Source organism: Mucilaginibacter sabulilitoris (assembly GCF_034262375.1).
GTDB lineage: Bacteria > Bacteroidota > Bacteroidia > Sphingobacteriales > Sphingobacteriaceae > Mucilaginibacter > Mucilaginibacter sabulilitoris.
The window spans coordinates 4,385,666-4,405,562 of the sequence record NZ_CP139558.1; the positions used below are offsets into that span (position 1 = coordinate 4,385,666).

The 19,897-nt window shown below is 39.3% G+C and carries 11 protein-coding genes and 1 riboswitch; of the genes, 5 read left to right on the forward strand and 6 right to left on the reverse strand.

Going from position 1 to position 19,897, the window contains the following annotated elements:
- Positions 1-4: 4 nt before the first annotated feature.
- From SNE25_RS18890 to SNE25_RS18910, 5 genes are all read right to left on the reverse strand, one after another.
- Positions 5-2,146, reverse strand: a complete 2,142-nt coding sequence (locus SNE25_RS18890; RefSeq protein WP_321560554.1) for a hybrid sensor histidine kinase/response regulator — start codon at positions 2,144-2,146, stop codon at positions 5-7.
- A gap of 342 nt (positions 2,147-2,488) precedes the next feature.
- Positions 2,489-3,196: an aquaporin Z gene (gene aqpZ / locus SNE25_RS18895; RefSeq protein WP_321560555.1), complete on the reverse strand. Its 708-nt coding sequence runs from the start codon at positions 3,194-3,196 to the stop codon at positions 2,489-2,491.
- A gap of 220 nt (positions 3,197-3,416) precedes the next feature.
- Positions 3,417-4,151, reverse strand: a complete 735-nt coding sequence (locus SNE25_RS18900) for a LytR/AlgR family response regulator transcription factor (protein WP_321560556.1) — start codon at positions 4,149-4,151, stop codon at positions 3,417-3,419.
- Between the two features lie 323 nt (positions 4,152-4,474).
- Complete coding sequence (locus tag SNE25_RS18905) at positions 4,475-6,166, reverse strand: sodium:solute symporter family transporter (RefSeq protein ID WP_321560557.1); 1,692 nt, start codon at positions 6,164-6,166, stop codon at positions 4,475-4,477.
- 152 nt (positions 6,167-6,318) lie between these two features.
- Positions 6,319-7,200, reverse strand: coding sequence for an inositol oxygenase family protein (locus SNE25_RS18910; protein WP_321560558.1), 882 nt, complete (start codon positions 7,198-7,200; stop codon positions 6,319-6,321).
- Positions 7,201-7,519: 319 nt separating this feature from the next.
- On the opposite strand from SNE25_RS18910, the gene SNE25_RS18915 reads away from it, so the two are divergent.
- A complete protein-coding gene (locus tag SNE25_RS18915) occupies positions 7,520-8,557 on the forward strand; it encodes a LacI family DNA-binding transcriptional regulator (RefSeq protein WP_321560559.1) in 1,038 nt (345 codons plus the stop codon).
- A gap of 16 nt (positions 8,558-8,573) precedes the next feature.
- On the opposite strand, the gene SNE25_RS18920 is transcribed toward SNE25_RS18915, so the two are convergent.
- Positions 8,574-10,862 carry a GH92 family glycosyl hydrolase gene (locus tag SNE25_RS18920; RefSeq protein ID WP_321560560.1) on the reverse strand — a complete coding sequence of 763 codons (2,289 nt, stop codon included), beginning with the start codon at positions 10,860-10,862 and terminating at the stop codon, positions 8,574-8,576.
- Between the two features lie 276 nt (positions 10,863-11,138).
- Positions 11,139-11,246: riboswitch (SAM riboswitch) on the forward strand.
- 123 nt (positions 11,247-11,369) lie between these two features.
- On the opposite strand from SNE25_RS18920, the gene SNE25_RS18925 reads away from it, so the two are divergent.
- The 4 genes from SNE25_RS18925 (at position 11,370) to SNE25_RS18940 (ending at position 17,903) form a co-directional block, all read left to right on the forward strand.
- A complete protein-coding gene (locus SNE25_RS18925) occupies positions 11,370-11,939 on the forward strand; it encodes a TlpA family protein disulfide reductase (protein WP_321560561.1) in 570 nt (189 codons plus the stop codon).
- A 378-nt stretch (positions 11,940-12,317) separates the two neighbouring features.
- Positions 12,318-15,446, forward strand: coding sequence for a SusC/RagA family TonB-linked outer membrane protein (locus tag SNE25_RS18930; protein ID WP_321560562.1), 3,129 nt, complete (start codon positions 12,318-12,320; stop codon positions 15,444-15,446).
- A gap of 5 nt (positions 15,447-15,451) precedes the next feature.
- The gene (locus SNE25_RS18935; RefSeq protein ID WP_321560563.1) at positions 15,452-16,891 is read left to right on the forward strand and encodes a SusD/RagB family nutrient-binding outer membrane lipoprotein; all 1,440 of its coding nucleotides are present in this window, start codon (positions 15,452-15,454) and stop codon (positions 16,889-16,891) included.
- Between the two features lie 226 nt (positions 16,892-17,117).
- Entirely contained in the window at positions 17,118-17,903 is a 786-nt protein-coding gene (locus tag SNE25_RS18940) for a hypothetical protein (RefSeq protein ID WP_321560564.1), read from the forward strand.
- The last annotated feature ends 1,994 nt before the right edge of the window (positions 17,904-19,897 follow it).

The window sequence follows — 19,897 nt, forward strand, 5'->3', positions numbered from 1 at the left end:
GAAGTTATAATTTCAAAGCATTAACAATCTGTTTTATCAGTTCTGCCTCAATAAACGGCTTTGTAACAAAACCCGAAAAGCCTTTTTTCGACAATTTTTCAGCTTCTGTTAGCTTGGCGTTGCCACTGATAACTATTACAGGTATTTCATTTAATGGAGCATTTAATTGTCGTATCGCGGCTATAAATTCATGACCATCCATAGTAGGCATCTGGATATCTGTTAATACAATGGTTATTTTTTCCGTGGTCAGTATTTCAAGTGCTTTTTTGGCGTCTGATGCCTGGTGAAATTTGATATTCCACTTACTTGTCATCATTTTCAGGAACATCAGGCTTAATTCATTATCATCAACAGCCAGAATACTAATACCATTAAGTAGCGATAACGGATCGTCTATTTTTTGTTTATCAATAGCAGTATTGATGTTTTTACCTTCATCGTAGGGAATATAGAAACTAAAAGTACTGCCTTTGCCTGCAATGCTTTTTATGCCAATTAATCCTTTTTGCAGCTGAACCAACTGTTTGCAGATATAAAGCCCCAAGCCTGTTCCTGTTTGGCCGCGGGCCGAATTGGTTTGATAATACTTTGAAAAAAGATTTGCCTGCTGCTCCTGACTAATTCCCTGACCTGTATCAACAACATCAACCTTTAAGCGGTTAACGCCATCTGCAATTACAAGCTCCGCGTTAACGGTAACCCCTCCGGTATTAGTATATTTAATGGCGTTACTCAACAAGTTTACCATTATTTGCTTAAGCCTGAAACTGTCGCCCAAAATTAAAGCATCCTTATCCCCTTCAAAATGATAACGAAGGTCAAGTTTCTTTTTGGCAGCGCTGAATTCCATACTTTCAATAACCTCTTTCAACACAAAATCGGCATTAAAAGGGTCTTTATTGATCTTAAATTCGCTGCTCTCCATTTTCGCTGCATCAAGGGTGTCATTCAGGGTACGCAACAACATATCAGACGATAACCTGATTGAGCCAAGCATATCGGCCTGCCGCGGGGATAAATTGGTTTGGCTGAATATATACAGGAATCCCTTAATAGCTGTAAGCGGATTACGTATCTCATGACTCATGTGTTGCAGTAAATCCATTTTTTGCTGTGCAATGGTTACCGCCCGCTCATTTTCCTGCAGTAATAATCTTTCAGACGTTCCGAGTTTTAATATAAATACAATCAGCAAAGCAGCAAATATTAAAACCAGAAAAAGCGCGGCCAGATAAAAGTTGTTTAGCAATTGGGTTGTTTCCTGGTAGCTTTTAAAGGTCATGCCTTTAAATTCGTTGGTTATGCTGTAGTTAATATCCTTTACATCATTTATAATATTTTCCAATTCATTCCTGATGCTGATATTAAGTGAGATTAACTCTTTTTGTGTAGTCAGTAATTTCTGGTTGCGATCCTGCAACTGTTTCAGTTTTTGGTTATATATATTTTTATCACGATACGCTATTTTTCGCGTAGCCGAATCGACTATGTGATTAGTACGGTTGTGGTTTACTTCAATAATATTGGTTGACGCAGCATTGTTGTTTTTATTGGAAATGGCGTCTTTAATTCTTGCGAAGAAGCCTCTCTTTTTAAGAGGAATACTTTTTTTTACCGTATCAGTTTTAGTTTCGACAGTCTTTTGGGTGAGTGACTTATCAATATTTAACCCAGTTATTTTTTTATTTGAAGCTTCGTTGTAATCGGCATATATAGTAAGCAGGGAATCAAAATTGTGCTTAAGCCCAGACAGCCTTGATGATAATTGTAATTTCTTATTATACAAATACTGCACTTTTTGATGTTGTTTGGCGCTTAAATTCTGAGTATCCGAGTGTTCTTTGAGCAAGGTATCTATCTGGTTAAAAGCCTGAGATAACTTTGTTTTATAAGCCTTGCTTTTTGTATCGTCGGCACTCAATAATGATTCCTGAAAATCATCTTCCGCTTCATGCAGCAATAGCAAGGTTTGTTGCGGTTTTGACTGATCATATTCAACATCATGAGCCAGTTTTGAAAGTTCCTGCAATTTACGAGAGATGGTATTACGTACAAAAAGTGCCGCTATAGCCAGAATAATAACAAATGCCAGAAATGCCAGCAGGATTTTCCTTGAATTTTTTTGAGTATAAGTTGATTTCATTAAAGCGGTTAGCTAAACAAGTATAATGGCGCTATCATTATTAAAATTAAAGGGCAATAATAACATTTATCAAAATTTTAATCATATATTTTAACTTTAAAGTAATAATATATTAAAAATATAAACAATTAAATAAAAAATTACATTATGATAAAAAATGATAGATTCAGGAATAGAAGCACTATGCTGTTATATACAGCGCAGTAAAAGATATGAATAAAAGCCAGATGCTTAGCGAATGTACTTAGGAGGGTAATAAAAAAACCAAATAATTATTTATAATAGTTATATACAGTAAAGAATGTTTAACAGGGCGTTAAACATTCTTTACTATATAATATTTTATTTTCTTTCCAATACGTAGCGCCAAACTACCGCACTTAGTATAGCGCCCAATATTGGTGCAACTATAAACAACCACAACTGGCTAATGGCCGCGCCACCCACCAATAATGCGGGGCCAATGCTGCGGGCAGGATTAACCGATACGCCAGTAACAGGTATGCCCACTATATGTATAAGTACCAAACTTAAACCTATTGACAAACCCGCAAAACCACCATGTATGTTTTTTGTAGAAGTTGAACCAAAAATAACGAGCAGAAATATAAATGTAAAAACAGTTTCAGCAACAAACCCTGATAACAAGTTATAATGCGCCGGTGAAAAAGCATCGTAACCATTTTGTCCTAAACCATTGGCTGCAACGCTATAACCATCTTTACCTGATGCAATAAGCAACAGTATCCCTGCGCCTGCAATGGCTCCCAATACCTGGGCAATAATGTAAATAACAGCCTCACTTGCCTTCATTCTGCCCGATACTACCATTCCGATAGAAATAGCCGGATTAATATGGCAACCTGATATATGGCCAATAGCGTAAGCCATTGCCACAACCGATAAACCAAAAGCGAAAGATATACCCAAAAGGCCAACGCCTGTTGCACCATTGGCCCCGGCAATTACCGCGCTGCCGCAGCCCATTAATACCAGCACAAGCGTACCGAATAGCTCAGCAGTAAATTTTGAAAAGGTGTTTGTTTCCATAGCAATTTAAATTATATAAAAGGATTAGATGAAGTGATATTGCAATGTTGGTTTTTAATTAAGGTGATGAGCCATATTTTAGTCTTATTCTGTTATAGGTGATGTGTTCTTAAATACTGATCAAATAAAATGAGTTTTAAATTGATTGGGGAGTAGTTTCGATAGATAGCCAAATATCATCGACAAAAAGGCAAAAGAATTAGATAGAAATTTCAAAAGGTTAAAACCACTTATCGGTAAATTTTTTAAATGATTCTTTATACTGGTCACTCACCGGTATAAGTGTTTTTCCTACCCGTACAGTGTTCTTGGTAATGGTATCAATTTTATCAAGCGATACTATGAACGAACGGTGCACCCGCATAAATGAATTAGCCGTTAATTTCTCTTCCAGGCTTTTCATGGTTGTAAGCGATTTAATATAGTTGTCGCTATTGGCTACGTAAACTTTTACATAGTCTTTAAATCCTTCAAAATAGAGTATATTCTTTAAATAAACCTTTACCAATTCATATTCAACCCTTAAAAAAATAAAATCATTTTCGGTATAACCAGTCGCGCCAGGAGCTTGTTTAACATGGCTCTCTATGTCGGCCTTTGCTTTATAAGCCGCTTTAATAAAAGCTTCGTAATCAATTGGTTTAAGCAGGTAATCTAATGCATTTACCTTATATCCTTCCAAGGCAAAATGTTCAAAGCCCGTGGTGAAAATAATACGGGGAGCTTCGGGCCCTTTCCGGTTATTAATGATGCGGGCCAGCTCAATACCACTAAGACCAGGCATATTAATATCAAGAAAAACAAGTTTCAGGCTGTTATTTTCAATAGCAATAAGCGCATCGGCAGGGTTCGTATGAAACGATAGCAGGTTCAGAAACGGAGTTTGCACTACAAGACTACGAAGGTGAGAAAGTACCATTTCGTCGTCGTCAACAATCATACAATCTATTGGCATAGGTTTAAGAATAAGCAATAATTCTTAAATACAAAGTAACTATTATCTTATAAATTTTATGGCGGGTTTATCATTTATAACAACTTCATTACAGTTAGCGCGCTAAATGAAATTGATTAATATTTTATTCCCGTCATACAGAGGGCAACAACTTATAAGAATAACAATATATGAATATTATTTGAAACAAATATAAAGTAACACTGTAAATGTTACGTATTGACCAATACCTGTGATACGATTTTAACCCCAAATACCCCTTAAAAAAAGATCCGCCCCTTTTAAAGAAGTGGATCTTTTTGCCGAATATGGTTATGAACGTGTTACCAGAATCTGATATAAATTGCCGACAACAGTATAAGTATTACAGCGATTAGAATAACAGATGAAGGTTTTAGTTTAAACATTGAACTTTCAACCGTGATGGCTTTGGCATTTACTATAGGGCCAGCAAAACTTACGGCCACCATTATAATTACAGTGATCAGGAACGACCAGCTTAATGAAATAAAGAAAGGGATTTCGTATTCGCCTGCGGCATTGCGGAAGGCTGTGTATAGCCATGTTTCATGACCAAGCATGGTAACTGCAAACTCATTAAAAAATACCGATGCACCAAAACCTACCAATATGCCAATAATGGCAGCTTCGGCGGTAGTCCTTTTCCAGAACATACCCAGCAGGAAAGTAGCCAATACACCAGGGCTCACAAAGCTTGAATATTTCTGCACAAAGGTATAGCCACCAGCGCTTCCGATGCCTAAAACGTCATTCCATGTAAATGCCACGGCTATTAACAAACTGAATAAAATGGCGGCCCGACCAGTCCACACCATCTTTCGTTCAGTGGCTTCTGAACTGATGTATTTCTTATAAATATCCAATGTAAAAATGGTAGCGATACTATTTATTTTTCCGGCCAGCGAAGCAACTATGGCAGCAGTTAAAACCGCTAATGACAACCCCTTAAGGCCGGAAGGTAAAAACGATAATATGGCCGAATAAGCGCCATCTTTACCCCCATTACCTAATTGCGGCAAGTGACCGTGCTTGTACAATACAAAGGCAACAATCCCGGGTAGCATAACAATTACCGGCATCAGTATTTTTAACAAACTGGCAAACAAAATACCAGTACGCGCTGTGGTGATATTGGCCCCTAAAGCCCGCTGCGTGATGTATTGATTACACCCCCAGTAATTTAAATTGCTGATCCATTGCCCAGAAACATACATGGCAAAACCAGGTAAAATAAGGTATTTGGTTATGGTTTCTGAAGAAGCACCGGCAGCAGGTTTTTTAAATATTAAATGAAAATGGTCGGGCGCATCTTTCAATAATAAATTAAACCCGGTAAGCACATTGGTTCCGAAACCAAATTTTTCGCTAACAATGGTAAGGGAAAGATAAGTGATGGCCAATCCGCCAACTACCAATACGCCTACCTGTATAACATCGGTGTAACCAACAACACGCATACCGCCCAAAGCTATTATGGCACCAAAAATGGCCAGGCCAATCATAATTTCATGGAAATATTCGCCGCCCAGCAAGCCGTTGATGGCTAAGGCGCCCAGGTATAATATGGCAGTGAGGTTAATAAATATGTATAAAAGCAACCAAAATATCGACATTACCAAAGCCACACCGCTGTTGTACCGGTTTTCCAAAAATTGCGGCATGGTAAATATTTTGTTTTTAATATATACCGGCATAAAAAATACCGCCACTATTATGAGTGCCGCCGCCCCTACCCATTCATATACCGCAACGGCTATGCCCGCAAAAAAACCATCGCCGCTCATGCCAATAAATTGCTCGGCCGAAATATTTGAGGCAATAATAGATGCGCCAATAGCCCACCAGGTAAGTGAACCTTCGGCCAGGAAAAAGCTATGTGAACTGTTGTTGGTCTCGCTCTTTTTTTTACGGTAAATGAAGTAGCCGTAACAAGAAACTATGATAAAGTAGAAGAAAAAGACCAAAATATCGGCCGTAGAAATGTGTTTCAGCATGAGTGTTTTTTTGCAATAGGAAATTTAGGCCGTAAATTTTCGGGGCCGGTTCAATTTTTCAAATCTATAAAATAAAATGAATTGGCAATGCCGCACGAAGATTTGTAAAATCGTGCGGCTATATCTTGGTCAGGGTATTAAATTGTCGCTGTTTAAAACTTCAGTGTCGACGGCAGGTATTTGGCAACCAGATCTTCATAATAAGGGCGCAGTTTTTTCCAATCTGGCGGAACCGGGCTTTTTGAATAAAGATCATATGGGTTAAACAACGCTACCGATTTAAACAACTGATGGTCATGCGGAGTCATCAGGTGACTGTAGGCATTTTCACGGTGCTGCGGGTAAAAAGAATGATAACGCAGCATGTACAGCCCCTGTTCGGGCAGGTATGGTTTCATCATGTGATAAACATATTCATCATGCCCCCAGGTCATATGTACATTCTCTAAGCCGCAATTAGGCTCATAAACACCGTATTTAGTATTATAACGCGGATCATAAGTATCTTTGTTATCCTTAAAATATTCAGAATAAACTATTTTATCAGAAAAAGCGCAGCCTACGGGATAGCTGTCACCAACAACGGCCCATTGTGGTTCACCAAAAAGGCAAAGTACTTTACCCATATCATGGAATAAACCAACAAGTACCATCCAATCGGGTCTGCCATCGGCACGAATAGCTTCTGAAGTTTGCAGCAGGTGTTGCAGTTGGTCAAGATCCGTATCCGGATCTGAGTCATCAACTAATTGGTTGAGAAAATCAAAGGCATCCCATACAGACATTTCCTTTTTATCAAACGAAAGGTATTGTTCTTTTTTCTGTAGCACAAAATCATAGGTCTGATTGATATGTTGTAAACGGTAAAATTCACGAACAGAATCTTTTGTTGTTGCTTCGTAGTTACGATATGCTTCTGTATCGCGACCGGCTGCAATGGAATCGGCATCCGGATAACGAACTAATAAATCGTCTTCCCATTCTTCTATTGAATCCAAAGGGCCTTGATCTGGTGCTCCGTTAATCTTGCTCATAATATTAAAATTTAAAAGGAAATATAATTGGTAAACAATCCTTTATGACTAATTTTCATAGCTGTTCAATACAAATTTCCTTATTTTAATAATTAAATTCATCAAAACAGCCCAATTTATTTGCTTAAACGTTTACCTAAAAATAAAGAAGCTTAATTGGTATGCTTTACGCTATTGTTTAAGTTTAAAAGCTCTATTTTTTATTATCTTGCTCAACTTTTGAAGTTATTTCATAAACCTGTATAAACTATAAACATTTATATTTAGCTAAAAAAATAAACGCAATCGATTACTGAATTTTGAAGCCATTTCCATACCGATGACCGACGGAACAAAAAGTAATAAAGTAAACATGAAAACACTTGCCAAAGTGTTGAATGTATCTATTGCGACAATATCAAAAGCGCTGAGAGACAGTCATGATATAGGTGATGAAACAAAACAAAGGGTAATTGAAACGGCAAGATTGTTGCACTATGTACCTAATCCCTACGCCAGCAGCCTGCGAAAACGCTCAAGTAATACCATAGCCATCATCATTCCGGAAATTGCAGATAGCTATTTTAGCCAGGCTATTAATGGTATTGAAAGCATCGTTGATCAGGAGAAATATCATGCGTTGATATATTTAACACATGATAGCTATGAGCGGGAGGCTCAAATGTTCAATGAACTTACCAGCGGCCGGGTAGATGGCATACTCATGTCGGTAGCCAGTAATACTAAGGATACCCAGCATATTAAAAACTTACAGCAGGCAGGCGTGCCCATCGTGTTTTTTGACAGGGTTGTTGAAGATATACCAGCTGCAAAAATTAAAACTGATGATTTTAACAGCGCGTATATGGCTACCAGGCACCTGCTTGATCAGGGTTGTAAAAACATATCTTTGGTTACTATTGAAGGGTACCCTTCAATTTTACAGGCGCGCGAATCTGGATATAAAAAGGCTTTGGCTGAACGCGATATAGAGCCGGAAGATCAAAATATTTTTAGTTGCTCTAATAAATATAACCAGGAAAATATAGCTGTTTTAAAGGAGCATATCACAAACGTGAAGCCCGACGGTATTATCGCTACGGTTGAACACCTGGCCACCACTACTTACCTGGCCTGCGAAGAATTGAAGCTGAATATTCCGCAGGATATAAAAGTGGTATGTTTTACCAATCAGATAACTGCGGCCATACTCAATCCATCGCTTACTACGGTTTTGCAGCCGGCGTATGATATGGGACGCAAGGCCGCGGAATTATTGTTCTGGCACCTGTCTGGTCGATATGTTCAAATGGAAAGTGAAAATATTGTCATGCCCTCTAAACTGGTAGTCAGAGATTCTACCCGAACCGCTGACTAACAGGTAAAATTCCTGTCTATAGCTTTTGCGGAGTGCCTGCCATTGTAAAAGCTAAAGTTCCGCCACCTGCAATGTCCTGATGTGATATCTGGTAATCTTTTATCGGCTTTCCATTAAAAGTTATCTCTTTAACATATTTATTTTGGGCTGATAAGCCAGTTGCCTTAATAACCAGTTTTTTGCCATGCTGCAAGTTTAAAACCATATAAGGGAATTGGGGAGCGCCAATACTATAGGAACCCGAAGCGGGCGCTACCGGGTAAAACCCTAAGGTATTAAAAATGTACCATGCCGAAGTTTGACCACAATCGTCATTACCGTTAATGCCCACCGGTGCGTTTCTGAAATTTTGCGATGAGGCATGTTCCCTTACCAGTTCCTGGGTTTTCCAGGGCATACCACAATAATTAAAAAGATAAAGATAATGATGACCGGGTTCATTGTCGGCATGGTAATGACCCTCGGTAAAATTTCTGGTTAGTTTATCAGCAAACTTTTTCTCGCCGCCCATAATCTTGATCATCCCCGGAACGTCGTGCATAGCGCCAAAAGTATAGGTCCATTTGGTGCCCTCTGTAAAGCCGGAATCTGGCTTGGCAGAAAAGCTGCCGTCGGAGTTACGGGGAGCCATAAAGCCGGTAGCGCTGTTATAAACGTTTTGATAATTTTTACTCCAGGCTATTAATTGCTTGTAATCATCATCTTTTCCTAATCCTTTGGCAACCTGCGCCACCGCGTAGTCATCAACAGCATACTCAATAGTGCGCGAAACGGATTCACTTGTTTTATCAACCGGTATATATCCCAACTTATGATAATTGGTTAGCCCACCCCTGGCTTCAAAGCTTGTCCAAAGGTCACGGTCGCCCCATCTTTTATGGGTGTCACCATCCGGAGCGTCATAGGAATCCTTGTGCAAGGCCTCGTAAGCTAATTTGGTATTAAACCCTCTGAAACCTTTTACATACGCATCAGCAACAACGGCATCAGCATGTGTACCTATCATAATATTGGTATAGGTTGGGTTTGGCCACATGGGCATCCATCCACCCTCTTTGTACATTTGCAGTAACGACTCCACCATGCCATCAACCCGTTGCGGTTGGGTTAACGTTAATAATGGATGCAATGCCCTGAAGGTATCCCAAAGAGAATAATCATTATATGACGAACCATGGTGAACTTTATCATCAAAAGCGCTGTAATATTTGCCGTACTCCGAAAACTGGCGCGGAAACAACAGCGTATGGAACATTGCCGTGTAAAAAATAGTCTTCTGTGTGTTGGTCACCCCGCTTATCTGGATTGATTTTAAGGCCTGCTGCCATTGATTGCGGGTAGCGCTGACAACCTTATCAAAATCCCAATCAGGAATTTCCCGCTTGAGGTTATACCTTGCCTGATCAATGCTGATGAAAGATGTAGCTACAACAACCTTAACCTCATCGTTCGCTTTTGTACGGAAGGAAATAAAAGCACCCATTCGCGTGCCGTATTGCTCATGGCTGCCTTTATTGATCACCTGCTTATCCCAGGTACCATATTTTTTAATCTGTTTATTAAATTTGATAACAAAATAACCTTTAAAATTCTTTAGTTCGGGCCCTAACTGTGCCGATTGCCGGTCGGGGTTATAGCCGGTTATTTCGTTATTCACGGTATCTACATAAACATAACCTTTCAGTTTTTTTATTCTTGCCGTGTAATCATTAGCCCAGTCTTTAAGTGCCGGGTTAAGGTTAATCCCCTGGATGATAATATGTGCCTGATCTGCCTTGGGGAAAGTAAACCTGAACATACCACAAGTATTGGCGCCGGCAATCTCGGCTTTAATTTTATCGGCACCTGTAGTTTTTAATTTAACTGAATAATAGTAAGGTTTGGAAACTTCATCTCTATGGTCAAATGACAGCACACGTTCTTTTGGCAAAACCCTGAGTTTGCCTACTTGCGGCATTACCGAAACATAACCGTAATCGCCCATCCAAACTGTGGGCTGGTGACTGGCAGTAAGCCCTATAACCGAGTTGTCTTCATATTGATAAACCATGTAACTCATTTTGTTTTCGCGGGTTTGGGCAACAAAGTTGGTCATGGCAAACGGTACGTTAACACAAGGCATAGTGCCGCCGCCGCCGTTGCCCTCCAACAAACCCTTGCCAAAACCTTTAATGGCTGTGCCTATAAGTGGGTTAACATAATCCACTTCATCCCGTGTTTGTTGAGCGCCCTTGGTTTGCGCAAAATTATTTCCACATAAAAAGGTCAGTAATCCTAACAGATAAATACTGCGTTTAAATTGCATAATCAGCAGAAGATATAATTGGTGAACGGTCTTAATACAAGATTAAGGGCAAATCTCTAATTTTTAAGATCATATTTATAAAAACATTTGATTTTTTTACTTAATCGTTTACATGCGTTTTAAGCTTATATATGCCATAAATGAGCAAACAAAACAGATCGGCTTATGCCATTTTATTGTCAAAACCGGAATTCTGTTTGGTAATTGATATAAATTCTATGGAATTAGTAGAATTATTTACATATTTGCATCTGAAATCGTTCTTTATTTCATTTTTGATTATCCAGAAAGACTGAGGGAAAGGCCCTGTGATGTCTTAGCAACCTGTACACATAGTTATAAAGGTGCTAATTCCTATCTGCAAAATTGCAGAACAGATAATGATATAACCACATATCCGCAAATGACGGTTTCTGCTATACCCTCCCTTTCTGTTTAATTGAATGCCAGTTAATATTTTTTTAATGATGAGTGTAATTATATAATTACCTGTCAAAAATAAATTCAATGAACAACAAACTTTTACTTATAATTTATTTATTCCTGATTACCAGCATTACCACGCAAGCCCAGACGGCTAATAGCAATAATCCGGCTTTAAATGATCGCGGTTACCTGGTTAAAACGGGTGAACAAGCTCCCAATGATTTTGAATTCGCATTAACAGATGGCACCAAAACATCGTTAAAACAACTGCGTGGTAAAGTGGTGATACTTCAGTTTACGGCCAGCTGGTGCAGTGTATGCCGCGAGGAAATGCCACACCTGCAAGCACAGGTATGGAACGCTTACAAAAACAAGGGCCTTGTACTTATTGGTGTTGACCGAGACGAACCACTTAAAAAAGTGCAGAAGTTTCAAAAGGACATGAAAATAACCTATAACGTGGCGCTTGACCCGGGTGCCAATATTTTTGGGCGCTTTGCCGATAAAAAAAGCGGGGTTACCCGAAACGTAGTGATTGACCGGGATGGCCGCATTGTATACCTCACCCGCCTGTACGATGAACAGGAATTTGCCTCTATGCTTAAAGTTATTGATAACCTTATAAATAATAAAAACGCGCGAGTAAATTAAAAAACAAAAAACGCCCGCTATAGCTTTGCTTTATAAAAACCAGCATTGCAAAAATCTTTATATAAACAACCAGTACATGAAAACACAAAGTACAATTTTTAAAACAACCTATTTAAACATCCGTAATTTTACAAAATCTACCACCTGTAATACTTCTGCCACATGCATGCAAACCATGCATTGTTGCTGTTAAAAAAAACTATGCTGTTAGGCTAATTGCAAGTTAGCCTTGTATAGTATTCAACAAGCAATTAAAACCTTTACAATTTTTAAAAGACAGTATCCAGAAGGTAGATATAATTGGTACTCCAACTATTAACTGATCGTCTTTTTTCATACTGTATCCGGGTAACATTAATCATTTCACGATCTATTACCATGTCAAAAAATTACAAATTATTATGGGCAATACTATTGCCTTTTATCCTCATCCAAACAGTTGCAGCGCAATCTGTTAAAATAAGCGGTGTGGTAACCGCCAAGTCCGATGGGTTACCGTTGCCGGGCGTAAGTGTTTCTATCAAAGGAACTACCAACGGAACACAAACCAACAGCGATGGTAAATTTACACTTAACGCCAAAGCGAACGATGTATTAAGAATAACTTACATTGGCTTCACTCCTAAAGAACTCCCCGTTACACAAAACCAAACTGATCTTCGAATAACCCTCGACGAGCTGGCCAACTCCTTAAATGAGGTGGTAATAACGGCGCTTAACATATCAAAAGATAAAAAGTCGTTGGGTTATGCTGTACAGGGATTGAAATCAAAAGACATATCTGAGGCCAAAGAAACAAACTTGGTAAATGCACTGAGCGGTAAAATAGCCGGTGTAAATGTAACCAGCAGCCAGGGCGATATGGGATCATCCCGAATCGTTATCCGCGGCGAAACCTCTGTATCTGGTAACAACCAGCCCCTGTTTGTTGTGGATGGCCTTCCTATTGATAATACCCAGCAGTTGGGCACGGCCGGATCAAGGGATTTCGCCAATCCTATATCTGATATCAATTCTGAAGATATAGAATCTATTTCGGTACTTAAAGGACCCAATGCCGCGGCGCTTTATGGTTCACGTGCTGCAGCCGGGGTAATACTAATCAAAACAAAAACAGGTAAAGGAATAAAAGGTATTGGTGTCACAATCAATTCAAATACATCTTTTTCAAATTTATTAGGCTTACCAAAATATCAAAATGAATACGGACAAGGTTCAAATGGCCAGTTTAGTTACGTTGACGGAAAAGGCGGCGGCATTAACGACGGTGTTGACGAAAGCTGGGGCCCGGCTTTGGACGGCCGACTTATTCCGCAGTTTAACTCAGGCGGAAAACCGGTACCCTTTATAGCCCACCCGGATAATGTGAGCAGTTTCTTTAAAACAGGTGTTACACTTAACAACGGTGTTTCGCTTGGCGGTTCAGGTGACAAATATGATTTTCGTTTGTCATATAATAATCTTCATCAAACTGGAGTAATTCCCAATACCTCTCAAGGCCGCAATTCGTTTTTGCTGAATGGTACCTATAAATTAACGTCTAAATTAACATTAACCGCCATTGCCAATTATGTTAAAGACGACGCCGATAATTTACCAGGTGCCGGTGGTAAACGCGCCACAAGCACCATGCTCCAATTTACCTGGTTTGGCCGCCAGGTTGATGTAAGCCAATTAAGAAATTACCGTGATGCTAATGGTAATAACATTAACTGGAATAACAGCTATTACAGCAACCCTTACTTTATGGCCTATGAAAATACGGTAGGTCAAACCCGTAACCGTTTTATAGGAAGCGCCGAACTGAATTATAAAATTATCGATGGTTTATCTGCAAACTTCCGTACCGGTACCGATTATTACAACGATCGCCGCAAAATCAAAGTGGCCTATGGTACCAATGGTACGCCATTTGGCTCTTACGAAGAAGATGCCTATGATTTTACCGAAACCAATACCGAGGGCAGGTTGCAATATACCAAGAAATTAAATGATGATTTCTCTATAGACGCGTTAATTGGCGGAAACATACGTGCAAGATCATTCGAAAACAACGATCAGAAAGCACCTAAATTAGCTGTGGCTGACTTATATACATTAAGCAACTCGCGTGATCCGCTTATATCATCAAATACCTATAATAAATCAAAAATATATAGCTATTTCGCCTCCGGACAAATAGGGTTCAGAAACTATGCTTTCTTAAACGTTACTGCGCGTAATGATTGGTCATCTACACTTCCAAAAGCAAGCTTGTCATACTTTTACCCTTCAATAAACGGAAGTTTAGTACTTTCAGAAGCGCTTGATATAAAAAGTGATATCTTGAGTTATGTTAAATTACGTGGCGGCTGGTCAAAAGTTGGTAAAGACACCGATCCGTATAATTTGTTAAATACTTATGCTTTCACTGCTCCCTTCGGTACTAACCCTCAACAAAGCGCTAACAGCATTGACCTTAATCCTAACCTGAAACCAGAAATTACCACTTCGGCAGAAGCTGGCTTCGAACTTGGTTTTTTTAACGACAGGATCCGTTTAGATGCAAGTGTTTACAATACGAATAGTAAAAACCAGATCATCAGCGTGGATGTGAGCCCAACCACAGGCTATAGCCAAAAACTAATCAATGGAGGTACAATTAACAATAAAGGACTGGAAGTTCAACTGGGTTTAACACCGGTAAAACTTAAAGATTTTAACTGGGATGTTAATGTAAACTATTCTCGTAATAAGAGCAAGGTTGTTTCGCTCGATAAAGATGGCAACCTGCAAAGTTATATATTAGGAACTGATGGCAATGTCCAAATATTAGCGGCTGTAGGGCAACCTTATGGTGCAATTTATGGAAATGCTTTTCAACGCGATGCCAGCGGTCAGGTAATAGTAGCTGCTGATGGTACTCCGGTTATTGACCCCACTAAGAAATATCTTGGCAAATTTACACCAAGCTGGTTAGGTAGTATCAATAACAGCTTTACTTATAAGGGCATTAATTTAAGTTTCCTGATTGACGCTCATATTGGCGGATCTATTTATTCCGGAACTAACAGTACCGGTACTTATACCGGCATACTGGCTTCCACCCTGCCGGGACGTGGTGCAGCCAACGGAGGGTTAAGCTATACTGTTGGCCAAACCACTTTCAACGATGGTATTATTTTTAATGGTGTAAAAGCCGATGGCAGCAAAAATACTACCATTTTATCGGCGCAGGCTTATTATAAGGCATTAACCAATGCCGATGAGCCATTTGTTTACAGCGCATCATATATTAAGTTAAGGGAGGTAAAACTGGGTTATACCGTGCCGCAAAAGTGGGCAAACAGCATTGGTTTCCAGGGAGCTTCTGTTGCTGTAGTCGGACGTAACCTGTGGATCATACACAAAAACGCTCCCAATATTGACCCGGAAACAGCTTTTAACACCGGCAACGGACAAGGTTTGGAAGACTTAACCCTGCCTACCGTGCGCAATATCGGTTTTAACATTAACCTTAAATTCTAACAATCATGAAACTAAAATATACGTCCATCATATTATCAGGTGCATTGCTGCTATCATTGGCCTCATGCAAAAAGGAGCTGTCTGATATTAATCAAAACCCTAACGCTACACAAAACCCTCAGCCCGATTACCTGCTTACCGGGGCTACCAAGAGCACTGCAGATACCTATTGGGGAATCGCCAACAATATGGATGCCAGCTTGTTGTTTGTGCAATATTGGGCAAAAATTCAATACACTGACCCCGACAGGTATATCTATACCAATGGTTCATTTCAGGAATTATGGACTACAGGCTATTCTAAAAGTATTGTTAACCTCAATAAGATCATCTCATTGGCCGATGCTCAGGCTAATCCTAATTACAAAGGAGTGGCATTGGTTTTACGTTCATGGGTGTTTACTTTACTCACAGACCAGTACGGCGATGTGCCTTATAAACAAGCAACAAATATTCAACAGTTTTTAACCCCCGCTTATGATGCACAGAAAGATGTTTACTTTGCTCTACTCGATGATTTGAAGGCAGCACAAGCATCCCTTGATCCATCGGGCAAAGCTATTTTAGGCGATGTTGTTTACGGCAACAATATTACCTCATGGAAAAAGTTTGCTAACTCCCTGCGCCTGCGTATTGCGCTGCGTATTGCCGACCGCGAACCAGAAAAAGCTAAACAAGTATTAGCCGATGTACAAGCCGAAGGTAGTGGCTATATTAGCTCTAACAGCGAGATAGCGCAGTTTGGTTATTTAGATTCACCTAACCAAAACCCTATCAGTAATTTGTTTGACACGCGCGACGATTACCGTATCAGTAGAACCATTGTTGATCAGTTATTTGCATTGAATGATCCCCGCTTGCCTATTTATGCCAGCCCTACAAAAGATGCAACTCCTAAAACTTATGTGGGCATACCAAACGGTTTATTAGTGGGCGACGCTGCTAATCTGGGTTTTACCAAAACTTCAAAACCAGGCACTTATTTTACAGCGCCGCATGCTCCTGCGGTTATTATAAGCTATGCAGAGGTATTATTTGATCGTGCAGAGATAGCTGCACGCGGCTTTTCAGCCGAAAATGCCGAGGACCTGTATAACCAGGCCATAAAAGCCTCCTTTTTACAATATGGCATTAGCGGTACGCCTGTCGATACGTATTTGGCTCAGCAGACTGTTAAATATGATGCCTCTAATTATAAAAAATCCATAGGTAACCAAAAGTGGATAGCTTTATTTGGCCAGGGTCTCGAGGCATTTGCAGAATGGCGCCGGTTAGATTATCCGCAATTGAAACCTGCTGTTGCCGGCGCACTCAACGGGAAAATGCCTGTAAGGTTTATTTACCCCGGAACAGAGCAATCGCTTAACGGTACAAGTTATAAAGCTGCAGTTGCCCACCAGGGTGCCGACGTGCTTACTACCAAACTTTGGTTTGATGTAAACTAAAAACTTAAACTTTAAATATAAAACAATAAAGGCCGCCAATGGCCACGAATGGTCGGAAGCTTAAATCTTCCGACTTTTTTGTTTTAATAGAGACTGTTTTATTTATATAATCATCTGATTTTCAATAATTTATCTTGTTTTTGCCGTATTGGTTTACTATATTAATAGCTGATAATCAATAAGATATGCCATTTTCAAAGATCATAAAGTGACTGTAAAAGAGCTCTTGGGCTTCATTCCCGAGGCGCTGATAGCAAATTTGTCACTTACCACCAAGATCGATCATTACGCAAAGGTTCTGCACGGCAATAAGCTGTTTTATTTATTGCTCTACGGTATTTTGGACAATGACAAGCTTAGCCAACGAACACTGGAAGATACTTTCAATGATTCGGTATTTAAGATCCTTTTTAATCTTGATGAAGCTGAAAAGGTGCGCCGAAGTTCTATCTCGGAAAGATTATCCAAAGTCGACCCGGATTATTTCAGACAGCTCTATGAATGTATTTATGAACAGTTTTCCAGGGCTTATGCTTTAGCGGAAAGGAAGCAGTATAACCTGATCCGTGTAGATAGTACGATAGTTAGCGAAACGGCCGGTAAGCTAACTCAAGGCATCGTTAATCCCAGCAGCAGTAAGAAAGCGGTCAAATACAGCTTTGCTTTTGATGGCCTACTACCTGGTGACGCCCATGTATTCACCAGCCCAAAATATGGCAACGAAGACAATGCATTGCCGGAAGTGGTCATGGCCCATGTAAAAAAAGAACAGGGACATCAAAATAGCTATGTATTAGACCGGGGGCTTCAATCTACCCGCACAATGAAAGCTTTCAGTGAAGACCAGGTAACCTTCATCTGTAAAGCAAAGGAGAACAGGAAGTTCGAGCCAGTAGAATCATTGATCGCCGAAGGACAGGACATCTTGCTCAGAGATAGCCTCGTCCGGCTTTATACGGGTATACCTGTAGTCAATAAACGGGGAATAAAAACTACAGAGAGGAACTGGTAGATCGTCCTTTTCGTCTGGTTATTGTAAAAAGTAAATCCGATGTGGACAAAGAGTACTGGCTGTTAACCAATGAGTTCGATTTATCAGCCAAAGATATTGCACTGGCCTACCGTAGGCGTTGGGATATTGATTCGGTTCCTCAAACAGGAACTCAACGTAAGTCACCTGGTGTCTGTTAATAAAAACGGCTTACAGGTGATGTTATATATGACATTAATAACCAGTATGCTGGTATTGATCTACAAGAAAGGAAATAAACAGGGCTATAAAACTTCCCAAAGACGTTTTGCTATGGAGGTGAGAGATCTAGCTATCGCATTAATTGTTGTTCAATGTGTAGGTGATCCAGGACTCTTTTTCAAAACATAAAAAATGGCCGGAAGAAGTTCCGACCATTCGTAGAAAATTGCATTACATCTTTTTGTCCAGCAATTCTTTGACCGTACCCACCACAATACCAAACTACCTTAACTCTGTTGAGGAAAGATATCTGATTAACCGCTTTTAGCCAGTCAATATAAAAAATCGAAGACAACAACATTAATAATGTATTAATAATATTTCAAATTTTATAATAATTATTAATCAAAAATTAACAAAGATTGCTCTTTTTATTATCAAGCTATTTGCTTAATCCCGGAGCAAAAGTTTAAATCCCCATGTAAATCAGGGTAATTATAAGTATAACTAATTATTTATAAGCCAATTATAAAAGTACAAATCAAAACCCGGCCGGTGCTGTAAAACAATAATTTTAATTTGATACAAAAATCAACCATGTGCATAAACATCGGCGTATCAACATAATTAACTTTTGAGAATTTATTAATTAATTAATAATTACAATTATCATTTTAAATTAAATCATCAATCAGCGTTATAAACTATAATATCAGGTCGATATATATATGATTAAGTAGCCGTTTTGGCACTTTATTCATTTTCTGTTCATTGTGTTCACTATGCATATATATAAAATTTTAGTGCTATTATTGTATAATTTATAAGATAAAGATATCTTTATTGTTAAATTATTACTTTTTGGTTAATATATCAAATTGAATTATTATTTTTATCTGCCATATATTATTGTTCTATATATCCATCATCTGGGATTAATGGCAGTTTTTGCAGATAACCATCAACGTTTAACATTTTACCTACCTAAACAATATGAAAAAACGTGCAATAATTGGAATAACCCCATTTGAAAAACCCGATGTATCGCTTGCACTTCATCTGCATCATGCCGGCGCATTTCCCGTATTAAATCTCGGACTTAATCATGCCATAGCCGAAGAAGCTCTTGAAAAATTAGTGAATAGCGGAATAAATGATTTTGGTGTCTGTCTTGTTTCTGCCGGGCTTACAACTATTAAACTTCCGGCTCAGGTGAGCATGGTTATTGTGCCTTATGGTGTAAAAATCAAAACCGCAAATAATACCACTTTAGTTTACCAGGTTCATGATCTGGAATCGGCAAGAATGGCAAAGGCCGAAAGTGCCAATGGTATTATTATTAAAGGTAATGAGGGTGCCGGAAATGTTGGATATGAATCCTCATTTGTATTATTCCAACGCGTTATTCAGGAAATTAAGGATATCCCGGTTTGGGTTCAGGGTGGTGTAGGCATCCACACCGCAGCAGCATTATCTGCACAGGGCGCTGCGGGAATTGTGCTTGACAGCCAATTAGCGTTATTCCCTGAATGCTCGACCCCTAAAGCCCTAAAAGACATCTGCACTAAACTGAGCGGCACTGAAACTAAATTGATTGATAATTGTCGCGTCCTGGTTCGTCCAAACTCTCCTGCACTTCCGGATAACGCATCCTATAATGACCTGAAAGCATATTTTACTGATCTTGATCCTGAAAAGAGTTATATCCCCATGGGGCAGGATATTGCCCTCGCTACCGATCTGATTAACCGGTATAAAAAATTAAACAAACTCATATTTGGCATTAATGAGGCCATATATGGTCATTTAAACCA

Bases quoted from the DNA above. Each gene is read 5' to 3' on its own strand.
- SNE25_RS18890 (WP_321560554.1), bottom strand. From the start codon at position 2,146: ATGAAATCAACTTATACTCAAAAAAATTCAAGGAAAATCCTGCTGGCA.
- aqpZ (WP_321560555.1), bottom strand. From the start codon at position 3,196: ATGGAAACAAACACCTTTTCAAAATTTACTGCTGAGCTATTCGGTACG.
- SNE25_RS18900 (WP_321560556.1), bottom strand. From the start codon at position 4,151: ATGCCAATAGATTGTATGATTGTTGACGACGACGAAATGGTACTTTCT.
- SNE25_RS18905 (WP_321560557.1), bottom strand. From the start codon at position 6,166: ATGCTGAAACACATTTCTACGGCCGATATTTTGGTCTTTTTCTTCTAC.
- SNE25_RS18910 (WP_321560558.1), bottom strand. From the start codon at position 7,200: ATGAGCAAGATTAACGGAGCACCAGATCAAGGCCCTTTGGATTCAATA.
- SNE25_RS18915 (WP_321560559.1), top strand. From the start codon at position 7,520: ATGACCGACGGAACAAAAAGTAATAAAGTAAACATGAAAACACTTGCC.
- SNE25_RS18920 (WP_321560560.1), bottom strand. From the start codon at position 10,862: ATGCAATTTAAACGCAGTATTTATCTGTTAGGATTACTGACCTTTTTA.
- SNE25_RS18925 (WP_321560561.1), top strand. From the start codon at position 11,370: ATGAACAACAAACTTTTACTTATAATTTATTTATTCCTGATTACCAGC.
- SNE25_RS18930 (WP_321560562.1), top strand. From the start codon at position 12,318: ATGTCAAAAAATTACAAATTATTATGGGCAATACTATTGCCTTTTATC.
- SNE25_RS18935 (WP_321560563.1), top strand. From the start codon at position 15,452: ATGAAACTAAAATATACGTCCATCATATTATCAGGTGCATTGCTGCTA.